Consider the following 16,234-nt stretch of genomic DNA (forward strand, 5'->3'; position numbering starts at 1 on the left):
GCGGGACGGCGCGCGGCCTCCGGCGACCCTCGAGCACGTGGCGCGGGCCGCGGGGGTCTCGCGCGCCACGGTCTCCCGCGCGATCACCGGCTCGGGCCCCGTGTCGGCCGAGGCGTTGCGCCGCGTGCGCGCGGCGGCCGAGGCCCTGGGCTACGTCGCCGACCCGATCGCCCGCGCGCTCGTCAGCGGTGCGGGGACCCGGGTCGTCGTCGCCGTGACCGGCACGTCCGACGCCATCCTCGAGTGCGAGTACACCGCGCGGGTGCTGATGGCGACGGCGCGCGCCTGCGAGGCCGACGGGCTCGGCGCCACGGTGCGGCGCCTCCCGCGGGACCGCCCCCAGGCGGCGGTCGAGGCGCTGGCCCGGGACCGGACCGTCGCCGGCGTCGTCCTGGTCAACACCACGCACGAGCTGCTCGCCGGGCTCCCGTCGGCGCTGCGCGGCCGGGTGGTCTCCATCGGCGTGGGCAGCCCCGTCGTGCCCTCGTTCGACGTGGAGGGCGCGGTCGCGGCGACGTCGGCGGTCGCGCACCTGGTGGCCACGGGCCGCCGGCGGATCGCGATGGTCACCGGGCCGGACTGGCTGCCGTGCACCGAGTACCCCCGGGAGGCGTTCCGGGCCGCCGCCGAGGCCGCCGGGCTGCCGCCCCGCACCGTTGCCGGGGGCTTCGACGTGCGGGCGGGCGAGGACGGCGCGGCGGAGATCCTCGCCCGGTGGCCGGACACCGACGCCGTCCTGGCCAGCTGCGACGACGTGGCGCTCGGGGTGCTCTCCGTGCTGCGCCGGCACGGCCGGCGGGTGCCCGACGACGTCGCCGTCGTCGGCTTCGACGACATCCCGGCCGCGGCCCTGACCGACCTGACCACCGCGACGCACCCGGTCGAGCAGATCGCCGCGGCGGCGGCGCGCGGGGCGCTGCACGGGGCGGACGCCGGCGGGACCGTGTTCTTCCCCTCGCAGCTGGTGCTGCGGCGCAGCGCCTAGCCGGGCAGCAGCGACAGCAGGCGCGTGACCGTCCGCGCGAGGACCGAGGACCCCACGCCGCCGTCGCCGTGCTCCTCCGGGGCCGCCGAGCCGACCGCCGTCCACCAGTCGCGCAGCGGCGGCGGGTCGAGGACGTCGATCCGCTCCCCGGGCTGCGGGACCACCACCTCGGCGCCGGTCCGGCGCGCGGCGGCGAGCAGCCGCTGCACCGGCTCGGCCCAGCGGTGGAAGGCGAGGTTGAAGGTGGCCCAGTGGATCGGCAGCAGGACGCCGCCACCGAGGTCGCCGTGCGCCCGCACGGCCTCCTCCGGGTCCATGTGGATCGCGTGCCAGGCGTCGTTGTAGGCGCCGATCGGCAGCAGGGTGAGGTCGAAGGGGCCCAGCCGGGCGCCGATGCCGGCGAACGCCGGGGTGTAGCCCGTGTCGCCGCCGAAGAAGACCCGGTGGCGCGGGCCGGTGATCGCCCACGAGGCCCACAGGGTCGTGTCGCGGTAGAAGTAGCGCCCGGAGAAATGCCGCGCCTCCGTGCAGGTGAGGGTCAGCCCGCCGACGCCGTGGGTCTCGTCCCAGTCGAGCTCCACGATGCGGTCCTCCGGCACGTGCCACTTGCGCAGGTGCTCGCCGATCCCGATCGGGACGACGAACGGCGCCGTCTGCGTCGTCAGCAGGGCCCGGACCGTGGGCAGGTCGAGGTGGTCGTAGTGGTCGTGCGAGATGACGATCGCGTCGACGTCGGGCAGGTCCTCGACCGGCATCGGCGGCTCGTGCAGCCGGGTCGGCCCGAAGACCGGGGACGGCGAGACGCGGTAGCCCCACACGGGGTCGAGCAGGATGCGCTGCCCGTCGACCTCGAGCAGCGCGCTGGCGTGCCCCAGCCAGGTGACGGCGAGCTCGGCCGCCGTGGCCGGGAGCTCCGCCGTCGCCAGGGGGATGGGACCGCCGGGCAGCCCGACGTGCCGCTCCTCGTGCCACTGGCGCAGCAGCCCGTCGCGGGTGTTCGCGGGCGAGAGCGCCGGTGTGGGCATGTTGTTGTGGAACTTGCCGTCGGCGAACTGCTTGGAGCGGCGGACCACGGGGGCCAGGCGGCGGCGGTGCGCCCCGAGCGCTGTGGGCAGCCCCCACGCGGCGGCGGCCAGGAACCCGGCGGGACCGGCGAGGACGCTGGCGACGAGGGCGGCGCGGACGGCGATGCGGGACGGCACGTCCCCCAGCATCCCAGCCGGAACTGCGCAGGACCTGTGAACCACCCGACGTTCCCCGCCCCCGGAGGGGCCGAAGTGGCCACTTCGGCCCCTCAGGTCGGGGTCAGGTGACCTTCTGCGCCTCGGTGAGGTAGTCGGCCAGCTCCTCCATGTAGGCGGCCTGGGCGACGTAGTCGGGGCCGATGTACTTCCACGGGTGCAGCTGCCCGGCCTGGACGGCGGGGAGCAGCGCCGCGGTGGGCTGCGCGGCGATCTCCTCGGGCGACATGCTGAACCGCAGCGAGTAGAGCAGCACGTCGCTCGGGTGGTTCGGCACCTCTTCCCAGCCGACGGAGTGCCAGAAGTAGTCCTCGCCACCCGGGTCGACGAAGCTCACGCCGAGGTCCTGGTAGAGCTTCAGCTGCGGGTCGTCGGCGGCCCTGGCCATCCACCAGCCGTCGGCCTCGGTGGCGTAGACGGGCAGCACGCTCACGCCGCCGGCGGCCGCCTGGGTGAGCTGCTCGGACGCGGCTTCGAAGTCGGCGCGCGCGTCGGCGACCTCTCCGCCCTCGGTGTCGACCCCGAGCGCCTCGGCCAGGTCGACCACCCGCTCGATGACCTCGGCGGCCGAGCCCCGGTAGGCGATGGTGACGATCGGCGCGATCTCGGCGACCTGCTCCTGCTGCGCCATGTCGTTGAACCCGTAGCCCGCGGTGCCCTCCGGGATCTCGCCCGTCGAGTCGACGGGGTAGATCGTGGTGACGATGAGGTCGGGGTCCGCCGCGGCGAGCGCCTCCAGGTCGATCTCGCCGTACGCGCTGCCGACGATCGCGACGTCGGAGAGGTCCCGGCCCTCGAAGGCGACGTCGTCCTCGGCCGACGTCTGGCCGAAGGTGGCCACCGGCTCCACGCCGTAGTTCCACAGCGACGCGGCCAGGTCGTTGAGCCCGGCGATGCGGGTGGGCGCCTCGTCGAGCTCGACGGTGGTGCCCAGGTCGTCGGTGAACGACCAGCCGCCGTCGGCGGACGCGGTGCCGGTGTCGTCTGCGCTGGCGCCGCAGGCGGTCAGGCCCACGGTCACGCCCAGGGCCAGGAAGCCGCCGAGCAGGCGGCGAGAGGTGCGGTGCAACGGAACTCCCTCGGGTGAGGGGATGCATGATCATCCCCGGTCACGAGGAAGGTTAGCCTGGCCTAACTAAGCGTTGGAAGAGGGGTCAGCGCAGGCGGCGGACGGGCACGACCATCGGGGTGCCGGCCACCGGGTCGGGCAGCACGCGGGCCTCCAGGTCGAAGACGTCGGCCAGGAGCTGCTCGGTCAGCACCTCCTCCGGGCGGCCGGAGGACACCAGGGCGCCGTCCTTCATGGCCACCAGCCGGTGGGCGTACCGCGCGGCCAGGTTGAGGTCGTGCAGGACGACGACGACCGTGCGCCCGCGCTCGGCGTGCAGGCGGCTGACGAGTTCGAGGACGTCGATCTGGTGGGACAGGTCGAGGTAGGTGGTCGGCTCGTCCAGCAGGAGCAGGTCCGTGCCCTGGGCCAGCGCCATCGAGATCCAGGCCCGCTGCCGCTGCCCGCCCGAGAGCTCGTCGACCGGCCGGTCGGCCAGCTCCGCCATGTCGGTCCAGGTGAGCGCCTCGGTGACCACGGCCTCGTCGTCCCGCGACCACTGCCGCAGCCAGCTCTGGTGCGGGTGCCGGCCGCGGGCCACCAGGTCGGCGACGGTCAGCCCGTCCGGCGCGATCGGCGACTGGGGGAGCAGGCCGAGCACCTTGGCGACCTCGCGGGTCGGCGTCCTGGCGATCGCCTGCCCGTCGAGCAGCACCTGCCCGCCGGTCGGGCGCATCAGCCTGCCGAGGGCCCGGAGCAGGGTGGACTTGCCGCAGCCGTTGGGCCCGACGATCGCCGTGAACGAGCCCTCGGTCAGCTGCAGGTCGAGGTCGCGGACGACGACGTGGTCGTCGTAGGCCAGCGTGACCTGCTCGGCGGCGAGACGGACCCGTCCGTCATCCGTGCGTGGGCTCAGCACCTGAGTCATACCGTCGATCGCCGCCTTCCGCGGACGAGGAGCCAGAGCAGGTAGGGGGCGCCGAGGACGGCGGTCAGGATCCCGACCGGGAGCGCCTCGGGCAGCACGGTGCGGGTCACCAGGTCGGCGCCCACCACGAGCGCCGCACCCAGCAGCCCGGAGGCCAGCAGCGGGGGGCGGGAGCCGCCGGTCAGCCGCACCGCGATCTGGGGGACCACCAGCGCCACGAACGTGATCGGCCCGGCGGCCGACACGGCGAACGCGACGCAGGCGATGGCGATCAGGACGACGGCGGTCTGCGCCACCGGCAGCCGCACGCCGAGCCCCCGCGCGGTGTCGTCGCCGAACTGCAGGACGGCGAGCGAGCGGCTGGCAGCGAGCGCCAGGGGCAGCAGCACCGCCAGCGCCAGGGCGAGCGGCAGCGCGTTCTCCCAGGTGCGGGCGTTGAGCGAGCCGGTGATCCACACGTAGGCCGAGGCGGCGTCGTAGATCTCGGCGTTGGTCAGCAGCCAGTCGACCAGCGCGGTGTTCACCGACCAGAGCGCGATGCCGACCAGCACCAGGCGGTAGCCGTCGATGCCGGCCCGCCAGGTGAGGACGAACAGCAGGACCCCCACCAGCAGCGCGCCGAGCAGGGCGGCGAACGGTATGCCGAGGCCGGCCGCCGCGCTGCCGGAGCTCAGCACGATCGCGGCCACCGCGCCGACCGAGGCGCCCATGGTGATGCCGAGGGTGTCGGGGGAGGCGAGCGGGTTGCGGGCGAAGGTCTGGAACAGCGCGCCCGCGACGCCGAGCGCCAGACCCACGAGCAGGCCGACGGCGATCCGCGGAGCCCTCAGCTCGAGGACGATGAAGTCCTGCGCCCCCTCGCCGAGGCCGACCAGCGTGCGCAGCACGTCCGGCACGCTGATCGGGAAGTCGCCGCGGCCGAGACTCACCGCCGACAGCAGCACCAGGACGACGAACGCGGCCAGCGGCACGGCCAGCTGTCGCCAGCGGATGATGCCCGACACCCGGCCGACGCGGACGACGGTGCCGGTGCGCAGCGGTGCCGGCGCCGTCCCGACGCTCACAGCCCGGCCGTCTTCCGCCGGCGCACCAGGGCGATGAAAAACGGTGACCCGATGAGGGCGAGCACGATGCCGACCTGCAGCTCGCCCGGCCGCGCCACGACGCGGCCGATCACGTCCGCCGTCAGCAGGAGGACCGCCCCGGCCAGGGCGGAACAGGGGACCAGCCAGCGGTGGTCGGGGCCGGTGACGGCGCGGACGGCGTGCGGCACGACCAGCCCGACGAACGCGATTGGCCCGCAGGCTGCCGTCGCGGCGCCCGCCAGCAGCGTGATGGCCGCCAGCCCGACGGCGCGTGCGAGCCAGATCCGCTGCCCCAGGCCGCGGGCCACGTCCTCGCCGAGGCCGAGCAGGTTCAGCGCCGGGCTGTTGACGACGGCGAGCAGCAGGCCGAGCGCGATGAACGGGCCGACCTGCCATGCGACGTCGGCGTCCCGGCCGGCCAGCGCGCCGACCACCCAGAAGCGGAACTGGTCGAGGGTCTGCTGGTCGGAGACCAGGACGGCACGCACCAGGCCGTAGAGCAGTGCGGACAGCGCGGCCCCGGCCAGGGCCAGCGTCACCGGCGTGGCGCCACCGCGACCGGCGGAACCCAGCACGTAGACCGCGACGGTGCCGGCCAGAGCGCCGAGGAAGGCGAACCAGACGTAGCCCGACGGCGTGCCGATCCCCAGCCACGCGATGGACAGGACGACGGCCAGGCTCGCGCCCGCCGTCACGCCGAGCAGGCCGGGGTCGCCCAGCGGGTTGCGCGTGTGCCCCTGCATGAGGGCGCCGGCCACGCCGAGCGCCATCCCGACCATGAGGCCCAGGACCGTCCGCGGTACGCGGAGCTGGCGGACGATCACGGCTTCCTCGGTGGTCAGCCCGCTGTCGAGCAGGGACCGCCACACCTCGCCCAGCCCGATCGAGCGCGTGCCGACGGCGATGCTGGCGAGGCTGGCGACCACGGTGAGGGCGAGGAGGACGAGCAGCCCGACCCACCGCCTCCGGCGGGCGGGACGCTGCACCGCCGCTGGGCCCCGGAGCGGGGCAGCGGTCGCGGCGGTCACGTGCGGCTCCCGGGACTGAGCGATAAGGAAGGCTTACCTTACCTACCCGGTACGGGTCGCCGGGAAGCCCGAGGTCAGGCGGGCAGCACCGACTCGATCGCGGCGCGCACCTCGGGAGCGTCGGGCAGGGTCTGCGGCCGGAAGCGGGCGACGACCTCGCCCTGCCCGCTCAGCACGAACTTCTCGAAGTTCCAGGCGACGTCGCCGTCCTTGCCGTCGATGTCGGGCGTGGCGGTGAGCTGCTGGTAGATCGGGTGCGCGCCCTCGCCGTTCACCTCGACCTTCTCGGTCATCGGGAAGGTCACGCCGTAGGTGGCGGAGCAGAACTCGGCGATCTCCTCGGCGGAGCCGGGCTCCTGACCCAGGAACTGGTTGCACGGGACGCCGATGACCGTGAAGCCGCGGGCGGCGTACTCCTCGTGCAGCGTCTCGAGGGCGGCGTACTGCGGGGTGAGCCCGCACCGGCTGGCCACGTTCACGACGAGCGCCGGCCGGCCGCCGGTCAGCTCGCGCAACGTCGTCGGCTGCCCCTGGAGGGTGGCCACGGGCAGGTCGAGGAGGTCGCTCATGCGAACGGCCAGCGCCGCCCGCCGTCCGTTCATTCCAGGCCGCGGATGTCGTCGGGCACGTCGACGGCGTGCTGGCGCAGCGCCTCGAGCGGCACGACCTCCAGGGCGCGGGCGTTGGTGGCGGCCAGGACCACGCCGGCCGCCGCGCCCGCCTGGTAGGCCTGGAGCCACCGCACGGCCACCACGCACCAGCGGTCCCCCGGCTGCAGGCCGGGGAAGCCGTACTCCGGTCGCGGGGTGGACAGGTCGTTGCCCAGCTCGCGCTGCAGCCGCAGGAAGTCCGCGGAGACGACGGCGCAGACGGTGTGCGAGCCGACGTCCTCGGGCCCGGACGTGCAGCAGCCGTCGCGGTAGAAGCCGGTCAGCGGCTCGGTCCCGCACGGCTCGAGCGGCCCGCCCAGCACGTTGCGCTCGTCGGGCTGCACGGGGCCCAGGATGGCATGGTCGAGGCGTGACCGACGTGCTGTGGGAACCCACCCCGGAGAGCATCCGGACCACCCGGATGGCCGCCTTCGCCCGCTGGGTGGAGGAGCGGCGCGGGCTCTCCTTCGGCGACCCCACCCGCTACGACGACCTGTGGCGCTGGTCGGTGGAGCACCTCGACCAGTTCTGGGGCGACCTCGCCCGCTGGACCGGCGTCCTCGACGTCCCCGACGACCGGGTGCTGACCGACCGCCGCATGCCCGGCGCCGTCTGGTTCCCCGGGACGACGGTCAACTACGCCGAGCAGGCGCTGCGGCACGCCAGCGACGAGCGCCCCGCGCTGGTCGTGGTGGCCGAGGACGCCGAACCGGTCGAGGTGCCGTGGGCGACCTTGCGCCGCCAGGTCGGCGCCTTCGCCGCGACGCTGCGCCGGCTCGGGGTGCGGCGCGGCGACCGCGTCGTCGGCTACCTGCCCAACGTGCCGGAGGCGATCGTCGCCTTCCTCGGCGCCGCCTCGGTGGGCGCGGTCTGGTCCTCGTGCGCGCCCGACTTCGGCACCCGCGCCGTCCTCGACCGGTTCGCCCAGATCGAGCCCGTCGTCCTCGTCGCCGTCGACGGCTACCGGTTCAACGGGCGCGAGCACGACCGCCGCGACGTCGTCGCCGAGCTGCGCGCGGGCCTCCCGACGGTGCGGACGACGATCGCCGTGCCCCGGCTCTTCCCGTCCGAGGTGCCCGAGGGCGCGCTGCCCTGGGCCGATGCCGTCAGGGACGAGCAGGAGCCGGCGTTCGAGGCGCTGCCCTTCGACTCCCCGCTGTGGATCCTGTACTCGTCCGGGACGACGGGGCTGCCGAAGGGCATCGTGCACTCGCACGGCGGGGTCGTGCTGGAGCAGCTGAAGTCCGGGCTGCTGCACCAGGACCTGGGCCCCGGCGACCGCTTCTACTGGTACACGTCGACCGCCTGGATGATGTGGAACGTCGTGGTGTCCTCGCTGCTGTCGGGGGCGACGGCGGTGGTCCACGACGGCGCACCCGCGTACCCGACGGTCGACGCGCAGTTCGCCCTCGCCGCGCGGGTCGGCGTCACCCTCCTCGGCACGAGCCCCGGGTACCTGGCGGCCTGCCAGAAGGCGGGCGTCCGGCCCCGCGACGACCACGACCTCTCCGCGCTGCGGGTGCTCGGCTGCACCGGCTCGCCGCTGCCCGCGGCCTCCTACCACTGGGTCTACGACGCCGTCGGCACGGACCTGCAGCTCACCTCGGCCTCGGGCGGGACCGACGTCGCGACCGGCTTCATCGGCAGCTCCCCGCTGCTGCCGGTGATCGCGGGGGAACTGCAGCGCCCGAACCTCGCGGTGGCGGTCGCGTCGTGGGACGAGCAGGGCACCCCGGTCGTCGGCGAGCTCGGCGAGCTGGTGGTCACCGAGCCGATGCCCTCGATGCCCCTGTACTTCTGGAACGACCCGGGCGGCACCCGGTACCGGGAGGCGTACTTCGAGCCGTGGCCCGGCGTCTGGCGGCACGGCGACTGGCTGGAGATCACCGAGCGCGGGACCTGCGTCATCACCGGCCGCTCGGACTCCACGCTCAACCGCGGCGGCGTCCGGATGGGGACGGCGGACATCTACGCGGCGGTGGAGTCGGTGCCCGAGGTGCTGGACTGCGTCGTCCTGGGCGTCGAGCAGCCAGACGGCGGCTACTGGATGCCGCTGTTCGTGCAGCTCGCGCCGGGGCAGGAGCTCACCGACGAGCTGGCCGGGCGGCTCAGGGCGGCGATCCGCGAGCAGGCGTCGCCCCGGCACGTGCCCGACGAGATCATCGCGGTGCCCGGGGTGCCGCACACGCGCACCGGCAAGCGGCTCGAGGTGCCGCTAAAGAAGCTGTTCCAGGGCGTGGACCCGGCCCGCGCGGTGAACACCGGAGCGGTCGACGACGCCTCGCTGGTCGACCACTACATCCGCCTGGCCCAGGACCGCGTCAGCTAGAGGGACTTTCTGTACGGAAAGTCCCGGGACTTTCGGTACAGAAGGTCCTCTACGTGCGAAACGGCCCCCGCAGGGCGGCCCACTGGAGCAGCATGACCGTCTTCGCGTCGGCGATCCGGCCGTCGTCGACCATGTCCAGCGCCTCGTCGAAGGGCAGCTCGAGGACCTCGATGTCCTCACCCTCCTCCTCCAGCCCGCCGCCGGCGCCCGTGCGGTCGCCCGGCCGGTAGGCCGCCGCGTAGAAGTGCAGGCGCTCGGTCACCGAGCCGGGGCTCATGAAGACGTCGAAGACGTGCTGCACCTCGCCGAGGGTGACGCCGAGCTCCTCCTCCGCCTCCCGGCGCATGGCCACCTCGGGCGCGTCGTCGTCGAGCAGACCCGCGGCGGCCTCGACCAGCAGCCCGTCGGGATGGCCGTTGACGTAGACCGGGTACCGGAACTGGCGGGTGAGCAGCACGGTGCGGCGTTCGGGGTCGTAGGGCAGCAGGGTCGCGCCGTTGCCGCGGTCGTAGGTCTCGCGCTGCTCGGTCACCCACTCGCCGTCGCTGCGCCGCCGCCGGATCGTCGTCCGCCGGAGCACGTGCCAGGCGGCGGCCAGCAGCTCGACGTCCTCCACGACGACGTCCGGGTTGCCGGTCAGGTCGCGGCCGACCCGGTCCAGGCCGGTGCGGCCGCGGGAGTCGGGGACGTCGATGCCAGGGACGCTCACGCCCGTGATCATGCCGGGTGAAGCTGCTCACCTCGCGGGTGACGACGGCGTGCGGCGGGAAGGTGCACCGGCCAAGGTGTACGTGATCATCCGCCTGACGAGTGGAGACGACCGACGATGACGTCGAGCGAGAACGACACGCTGCAGCCCGAGCCGCCGGTGCTGCTGCCGCCGTGGCACACGCCGGAGCGGGAGAAGCTGCAGGAGCAGGCCCGCCGGTTCGCCATGGACGAGGTGCTGCCGGTCGCGAACGAGCTCGACCCGCAGAAGGGCGAGATCCCGGCGTTGCTGCTCGCCCGCCTGGCCGAGCTCGGCTACTTCGGCATCACCGTGCCCGCCGAGCAGGGCGGGCTGGGGCTCGGCGTCTTCGAGTACTGCATGGTCAGCGAGGAGCTGGCCCGCGCGTGGATGTCGACGGCCAGCATCCTGGCCCGCTCGCAGGGTCTCGGTACCGCGGTGCCCGACGCCGACCGCCGGCACGAGCTCATGGCCCGCAGCGCCCGCGGCGACTGGATCGGCGCGATCGCGCTGTCGGAGCCCGACGCCGGCTCCGACCTCGCCGGCGTCCAGACCCGGGCCGTGCTCGACGGCGACGAGTGGGTGGTGACCGGCCGCAAGCGCTGGTGCGGCAACGCCAAGGCCGCCGACTTCATCCAGGTGCTGGTGCGCGAGCGCGACCCCGAGGAGGGCGAGTCGCGATCGGCCGGCCTGCTGAACCTGCTGCTGGAGAAGAAGCGCGGCGAGTTCCCCGAGGGGCTCTCCGGGCACCCGATCGACAAGATCGGCTACCACGGCTTCCTCACCTGGGACCTGACCTTCGACGGCGTCCGCATCCCCAAGGACAACGTCATCGACCAGGCGAAGGCCGCCCGCGAGGACAGCGACGAGGAGGGCGAGGCAGCGAAGCAGGCCGGGTTCGCCGAGGCGCAGAAGTTCCTCAACACCGCTCGCGTGCACACCGCGGCGCGGGCCGTCGGGCTGGCGCGCGCCGCGCTCGAGGACTCGATCCTCTACCTCCAGGAACGCGAGCAGTTCGGCCACCCGATCGGTGACTTCCAGGCGCTGCGGTTCGCCGTCGCCGAGATGGCCGCGCAGATCGAGCAGTCCCGCGCCTTCTACCGCCAGGTCGCCCACCTGCTCGATCTCGGGCTGCCGGTGCACAAGGAGGCCTCGATGGTGAAGCTCGAGGCCACCGAGATGTCGGTGCGGGTGACCAACCAGGCCATGCAGCTGCACGGCGGGAACGGCTACACCACCGAGCGGCAGGTGGAGCGGCACTGGCGTGACGCCCGGCTGACCACGATCTTCGAGGGCACCAGCGAGATCCAGAAGCGGATCATCAGCGACCGCCTTCTCCCGCGCTCGCCCCTGAGCTGAGCGGGTGTGCGCTGGTCCACCTCATCGGGCGCGGATGAGGTGGACCAGCGCACAGCGGCGCCTCAGGGCAGGCGGATCGGCATCAGCATGCTGACGTCGTCCGGGCGGGCGGGGTCGCGCAGCGCCAGCGGGGCGATCGGCCCGTCGAGCTCCAGCACGAGCTGCCCGCCGCTGCCGACCTCGAGCGCCTCCAGCAGGAACTCGCGGTTCACGCCCATCTCGACCGGGCCGAGGGTGAGCACGGTGGCCGTCTCCTCGGTGCCGTCCGGGCCGGTCGGCACCGTGCGGGTGGGCGCGGCGGCCAGCTGCTCGCGCAGGGCGGCCACGTCGACGTCGAGCCGGTGGGTGGCGGAGTCGCGCAGCACGCGCCGGTAGTCGGGGAAGTCGTGGTCCAGCCGCCGCCCGGTCACGGTGCGCCCGGGCGGCTCGACCGTGACGTCGTCCCCGTCGACCCGGAGGGTGACCGGGCCGTCCCCGGCGAGGCCGGCGAGGACGTCGTCCACGAGGGCCACGGGGAGCAGGGCGCTGACGGTCCCGCTGACCTCGGCCCTGCTCAGCGTCGAGACGGCCAGGCGGTAGCGGTCGGTCGCGGCCAGCCGGGCGGCGGAGTCGTCGGCGTCCAGCAGGACGCCGGTGAGCATGGGCAGCTCGGGGTCGGTGCCGACGGCGTAGCGGACGGCGCGCAGGGCGGCGGCGAGCTCGGCGGCGGTGGTGCGGACGGTCGTCACGTGCGTCTCCTGGTCGAGTAGGGCTCGGGCTGCGGAGAGCTCACGGCGGGCGTCGGCCAGGCCGTCCTCGAGGCGCGTCAGGTGCGCCGAGAGGACCTCGTCCACCACCGAGGGGTCCCGGCGGTGCTCGAGCACCCGGCCGATGTCGGCCAGCGGCAGCCCGACCCGGCGCAACCGGGCGATGAGGCGGGCGGTCAGCACCTGGTCGTCGCTGTACCAGCGGTAGCCGCTCCGCGGGTCCACGCGAGCCGGCACCAGCAGCCCGGCGCCGTCGTAGAACCGCAGGGCGCTCACCGTCAGCCCGGACTCCCGGGCCGTCTGACCGATCCCCCGCACGTGTTCCTCCACATGACCGACCGTCCGGCCTCGACCAGGTCGAGAGTCAACCAGGACGCGCCGACGTCGATCAGCGTGCCGCGGGGACGCGGTCCGGCGCCGGCGCGGGCGCCTCCTCGGGCCGTTCCGGCAGGCGCAGCCGCTTGAGCAGCAGCGCGTTGACGGCCACCAGGAAGCTCGACCCCGACATCGACAGGGCGGCGATCTCCGGCCGGAGCACCAGCCCGAAGGCCGGCTCGAAGACGCCGGCGGCGATCGGCAGCGCGATGGCGTTGTAGCCGATCGCCCAGCCGAGGTTCTGCCGCATCTTGCGCAGCGTGCCCCGTCCGATCGTGAGAGCCGTGGGGACGTCCAGCGGGTCGGAGCGCATCAGGACGACGTCGGCGGTCTCGATGGCGACGTCGGTGCCCGCGCCGATCGCGATGCCGAGATCTGCCTGCGCCAGCGCCGGCGCGTCGTTCACGCCGTCGCCCACCATCGCGACCCGGCGGCCGGTCTGCTGCAGCTCCGCGACCTTCGCCGCCTTGTCGCCGGGCAGGACCTCGGCGATGACGGAGTCGATGCCGAGCTGGTCGGCGATCCGTCGGGCGGTGGCCTGGTTGTCGCCGCTGAGCATGACGACCTCCACCCCGGCCTCGTGCAGGGCCGCCACGGCGGCCGCCGAGGTGGGGCGGGCGGCGTCCGCCAGGGCGATCACGCCGGCGGTGTGACCGTCGACGGCGACCAGCACCGCGGTCCGGCCGCTCCCGGCCCACTCGTCGCGGCGGGCGGCGAGCGCCCCGAGCTCCACGCCTTCGTCGGCCATGAGCTTCGGGCTGCCGACGAGGACCCGGCGGCCCGCCACCTCGGCCGAGGCCCCGTGGCCGGGGACCGTGCGGAATCGCTCGGCGGCCAGCACGGGGGCCCCTCGTGCCTCGGCGTACCGCACCACGGCTGTCGCCAGCGGGTGCTCGGACTCCCGTTCGACGGCCGCCGCGAGCGCCAGGACGTCGTCCTCGTCGATCCCGTCGACGGCCACGTCGGTCACCTCGGGCTCGCCGCGCGTCAGCGTGCCGGTCTTGTCCATGACGACGGTGTCGATGCGCGCCGACGTCTCCAGCGCGGTCGCCGTCTTGAACAGCACGCCCCGCTGCGCGCCCAGCCCGGTCCCCACCATGATCGCCGTGGGCGTCGCCAGGCCGAGCGCGTCCGGGCAGGTGACCACGACGACGGTGATGGCGAACAGCATCGCGGTGGCGACGGAGGCGCCCGACAGCAACCACGCGGCGAAGGTCAGCCCGCCGCCGAGGAGGGCGACGAACACCAGCCAGAAGGCGGCCCGGTCGGCCAGCCGCTGCCCGGGGGCCTTCGAGTTCTGCGCCTCCTGGACGAGGGCGACGATCTGAGCCAGCGCGGTGTCGGCGCCGACCTTCGTGGCGCGCACCCGCAGCGTGCCGGTCGTGTTCACCGAGGCGCCGATGACCTCCGCCCCGGCCGTCTTGTGCACCGGCAGGCTCTCGCCGGTGACCATGGACTCGTCGACCTCGGACTCGCCGTCCTCGACCACGCCGTCCACGGGCACCTTCGCGCCCGGCCGCACCAGCAGCAGGTCGCCGGCCACCACCTCCGCGGTCGGGACCTCGACCGGCCGGCCGTCCCGCAGGACCACCGCCCGTGGCGGTGCCAGCTCGAGCAGGGTGCGGATCGCGTCGTTGGCCCCGCCCCGCGCCCGCATCTCGAACCAGTGGCCGAGCAGGACGAACGCGGTCAGCACGGTCGCGGCCTCGTAGAAGACCTCGCCGCCACCGGTCAGCGTGATCACCACGCTGTAGAGCCAGCCCGCGCCCACGGCGACGGCCACCAGCACCATCATGTCGAGCGTCCGGGCGCGCAGTGCGCGGAAGGCGCCGTCGAAGAAGATCCAGGCCGACCAGAAGACGACGGGCAGCGACAGCAGGAGCGAGAACACGTCGTCCCGCAGGCCGAACGGCGCCGCCACCGTGAAGCCGATGACCTCCCGGCCGATGGGGGACCACAGCAGGATCGGGACCGACAGCACCGCGGCGACCAGGAACCGGTTGCGCATGTCGCGGGCCATGTCGTCCATCGACATCGAGCCGTGGTGCCCGCCGTGGCCCATCGCGTCCTGGGGGGCCATGGCGCCGTGCCCCTCGTGGCCTCCGGCGTGCGGTTCGCCGTGCGGCTCGGCGGCGGGGGAGCAGATGTGCTGCGGGACCGACTGCCCGGCGCAGTGGTAGCCGCAGTCGCGGACCCAGCCCGACAGCTGCTCGATCGAGGTCAGCGCCGGGTCGTAGGTGACCGTCGCCGTCTGGGCCACGGGGTTGCCCTCCACCCGCAGCACCCCTGGGCGCCGGCCCAGCACGGCCTCGATCACGGACTTCTCCGAGGCCCAGTGCACTCCTGACACCTCGAGGACCGCCGTCGTCTCCTGGGTGCTCATGGTCTCTCCTCCCGCAGGTCGCCGACGCGGCAGAAGGTAGTACCCCCGGGGGGTATGCGCAAGGGCCGGTCCTGCCCGATCCGGAGTGGCGGTGGTCAGGCGGAGGAGAGGGCGCTCTCGTCGGCGTGGGCGATGTGCGCCAGCTCCCGCCAGATCAGCGCCAGGATGACCGCCGAGCCGACGAAGGCGAACCAGAACGGGCCGGTGATGCCCCAGATCCGGGCGATGACCCCGCCGAGCGCCTGGCCGGCGACGATGCCGCCGAAGACCCCGATCGAGTACAGGCTGCCGACCCGGCCCTGCAGGTGGGAGGGCACCGCCCGCATGCGCACGGTGCGCGACGTCGTCCCCCACACGAAGGCGTGCACGCCGAAGACGAACATGATCACCATCGCGACCCAGGGCGTGGTGGTGACCGCGAGCCCCAGGTGCGTGAAGGTCTCGACGACCAGCCCGACCCGCATGACGGCCGCGAGGCTCGCGTGGCGCTCCAGCCAGTCGTACCCCGCCGTCCCGGCGATCCCGCCCAGCGCGCCGACCGTGGTGAGGAGGCCGAAACCGATCGGGCCGAGCCCCAGGCGGTCGGTGGCGTAGAGGACCAGCACCGACCAGGCCGCGCCGTACGTGACGTTGAAGGTGACGATCGCCAGCGTCAGCGTGCGGACGGCGGGATTCGCCCACGTCCACCGGAAGCCCTCGGCGATGTCGCGGCCCACGTGCCGGGGGCCCTCCGCCGCCGGCAGCGGCGGCACCAGCATCCGGGACACCAGCAGGGCGCCGAGCAGCAGGCAGACGGCCTGGACGACGAACGGCCACGCCATGCCGAGCGCGAACAGCGCCGCCCCCACCGAGGGGCCGACGAGCTGGTTCATGGTGATGGTGGCGGTCATCATGCGGGCGTTGCCGATGCCCAGGTCCGAGCGCGGCACGACCATCGGCAGCAGGGTCGCGCTGGTGGTGTCGACGAAGACCTCGGCGGTGCCGAGCAGGAACATCGCGACGAGGACGACGGTCGTGTCCACGGTGCCGGTGACCAGCGCCCCGACGAGGACCGCGAGCACCAGCGCGCGCACCAGGTCGACCGCGACCACGACGAGGCGCCGGTCGACCCGGTCGGCCAGGACGCCGGCGTGGAGACCGAAGAGCAGCCACGGCAGGCGCTGCAGCAGGCCGGCGAGCGCGACGAGGAACGGGTCGGACGTCTGGGACGCGACCAGCAGCGGCCCGGCGGCGAGGGCGATCCCGTCGCCGAGGTTGCCGACCCACGCCGAGCCGACCAGCCAGCGGAAGGACGTCCCCATCCGGGCCGGGAGCACTGCGTCGACGATCCGGCCCACGAGGAGGGAACCC

The 16,234-nt window shown here is 74.1% G+C and carries 14 protein-coding genes; 3 read left to right on the forward strand and 11 right to left on the reverse strand.

All coding sequences use genetic code 11. The features are described from left to right. Positions 1–37 precede the first annotated feature (37 nt). Positions 38–985: a LacI family DNA-binding transcriptional regulator gene (locus tag ACI78T_RS00145; protein ID WP_456556066.1), complete on the forward strand. Its 948-nt coding sequence runs from the start codon at positions 38–40 to the stop codon at positions 983–985. On the opposite strand, the gene ACI78T_RS00150 is transcribed toward ACI78T_RS00145, so the two are convergent. The 7 genes from ACI78T_RS00150 to ACI78T_RS00180 all read right to left on the reverse strand — a co-directional run bounded on the left by ACI78T_RS00150 (position 982) and on the right by ACI78T_RS00180 (position 7,309). Next, a complete protein-coding gene (locus ACI78T_RS00150) occupies positions 982–2,187 on the reverse strand; it encodes an MBL fold metallo-hydrolase (RefSeq protein WP_456556067.1) in 1,206 nt (401 codons plus the stop codon). The two genes, ACI78T_RS00145 and ACI78T_RS00150, sit on opposite strands and share 4 nt — an antisense overlap. A 103-nt stretch (positions 2,188–2,290) precedes the next feature. Next, on the reverse strand, positions 2,291–3,295 hold the full coding sequence (locus tag ACI78T_RS00155; RefSeq protein WP_456556068.1) for an ABC transporter substrate-binding protein: 1,005 nt from the start codon (positions 3,293–3,295) through the stop codon (positions 2,291–2,293). 85 nt (positions 3,296–3,380) lie between these two features. Beyond that, positions 3,381–4,202, reverse strand: coding sequence for an ABC transporter ATP-binding protein (locus ACI78T_RS00160; protein ID WP_456556069.1), 822 nt, complete (start codon positions 4,200–4,202; stop codon positions 3,381–3,383). After that, positions 4,199–5,266, reverse strand: coding sequence for a FecCD family ABC transporter permease (locus ACI78T_RS00165; protein ID WP_456556070.1), 1,068 nt, complete (start codon positions 5,264–5,266; stop codon positions 4,199–4,201). Before ACI78T_RS00165 ends, ACI78T_RS00160 begins: the two co-directional genes overlap by 4 nt. Further along, a complete protein-coding gene (locus tag ACI78T_RS00170; protein ID WP_456556071.1) occupies positions 5,263–6,315 on the reverse strand; it encodes a FecCD family ABC transporter permease in 1,053 nt (350 codons plus the stop codon). The genes ACI78T_RS00165 and ACI78T_RS00170 overlap by 4 nt, the downstream gene beginning before the upstream one ends. A gap of 74 nt (positions 6,316–6,389) precedes the next feature. After that, positions 6,390–6,884, reverse strand: a complete 495-nt coding sequence (locus ACI78T_RS00175) for a glutathione peroxidase (protein ID WP_456556072.1) — start codon at positions 6,882–6,884, stop codon at positions 6,390–6,392. 29 nt (positions 6,885–6,913) lie between these two features. Continuing rightward, the gene (locus tag ACI78T_RS00180; protein ID WP_456556073.1) at positions 6,914–7,309 is read right to left on the reverse strand and encodes a DUF2237 family protein; all 396 of its coding nucleotides are present in this window, start codon (positions 7,307–7,309) and stop codon (positions 6,914–6,916) included. Between the two features lie 26 nt (positions 7,310–7,335). On the opposite strand from ACI78T_RS00180, the gene ACI78T_RS00185 reads away from it, so the two are divergent. Then, a complete protein-coding gene (locus ACI78T_RS00185; RefSeq protein WP_456556074.1) occupies positions 7,336–9,294 on the forward strand; it encodes an acetoacetate--CoA ligase in 1,959 nt (652 codons plus the stop codon). Positions 9,295–9,343: 49 nt separating this feature from the next. On the opposite strand, the gene ACI78T_RS00190 is transcribed toward ACI78T_RS00185, so the two are convergent. Continuing rightward, positions 9,344–10,003 carry an NUDIX domain-containing protein gene (locus ACI78T_RS00190; protein ID WP_456556075.1) on the reverse strand — a complete coding sequence of 220 codons (660 nt, stop codon included), beginning with the start codon at positions 10,001–10,003 and terminating at the stop codon, positions 9,344–9,346. Between the two features lie 117 nt (positions 10,004–10,120). On the opposite strand from ACI78T_RS00190, the gene ACI78T_RS00195 reads away from it, so the two are divergent. Further along, on the forward strand, positions 10,121–11,380 hold the full coding sequence (locus ACI78T_RS00195; protein ID WP_456556076.1) for an acyl-CoA dehydrogenase family protein: 1,260 nt from the start codon (positions 10,121–10,123) through the stop codon (positions 11,378–11,380). Between the two features lie 62 nt (positions 11,381–11,442). Here the strand turns inward: ACI78T_RS00195 and ACI78T_RS00200 are convergent, their stop codons facing one another. The 3 genes from ACI78T_RS00200 to ACI78T_RS00210 all read right to left on the reverse strand — a co-directional run bounded on the left by ACI78T_RS00200 (position 11,443) and on the right by ACI78T_RS00210 (position 16,221). Next, positions 11,443–12,444, reverse strand: coding sequence for a DNA polymerase III subunit beta family protein (locus ACI78T_RS00200; RefSeq protein ID WP_456556077.1), 1,002 nt, complete (start codon positions 12,442–12,444; stop codon positions 11,443–11,445). A gap of 70 nt (positions 12,445–12,514) precedes the next feature. Then, on the reverse strand, positions 12,515–14,884 hold the full coding sequence (locus ACI78T_RS00205) for a heavy metal translocating P-type ATPase (protein ID WP_456556078.1): 2,370 nt from the start codon (positions 14,882–14,884) through the stop codon (positions 12,515–12,517). A gap of 95 nt (positions 14,885–14,979) precedes the next feature. After that, positions 14,980–16,221, reverse strand: a complete 1,242-nt coding sequence (locus ACI78T_RS00210; RefSeq protein WP_456556079.1) for an MFS transporter — start codon at positions 16,219–16,221, stop codon at positions 14,980–14,982. Positions 16,222–16,234 lie beyond the last annotated feature (13 nt).

Source organism: Blastococcus sp. SYSU D00922, assembly GCF_054050495.1.

Excerpts from the sequence above, each read along its gene's own strand:
- ACI78T_RS00205 (WP_456556078.1), bottom strand. The coding sequence starts at position 14,884 with ATGAGCACCCAGGAGACGACGGCGGTCCTCGAGGTGTCAGGAGTGCAC.
- ACI78T_RS00175 (WP_456556072.1), bottom strand. The coding sequence starts at position 6,884 with ATGAGCGACCTCCTCGACCTGCCCGTGGCCACCCTCCAGGGGCAGCCG.
- ACI78T_RS00160 (WP_456556069.1), bottom strand. The coding sequence starts at position 4,202 with ATGACTCAGGTGCTGAGCCCACGCACGGATGACGGACGGGTCCGTCTC.
- ACI78T_RS00195 (WP_456556076.1), top strand. The coding sequence starts at position 10,121 with ATGACGTCGAGCGAGAACGACACGCTGCAGCCCGAGCCGCCGGTGCTG.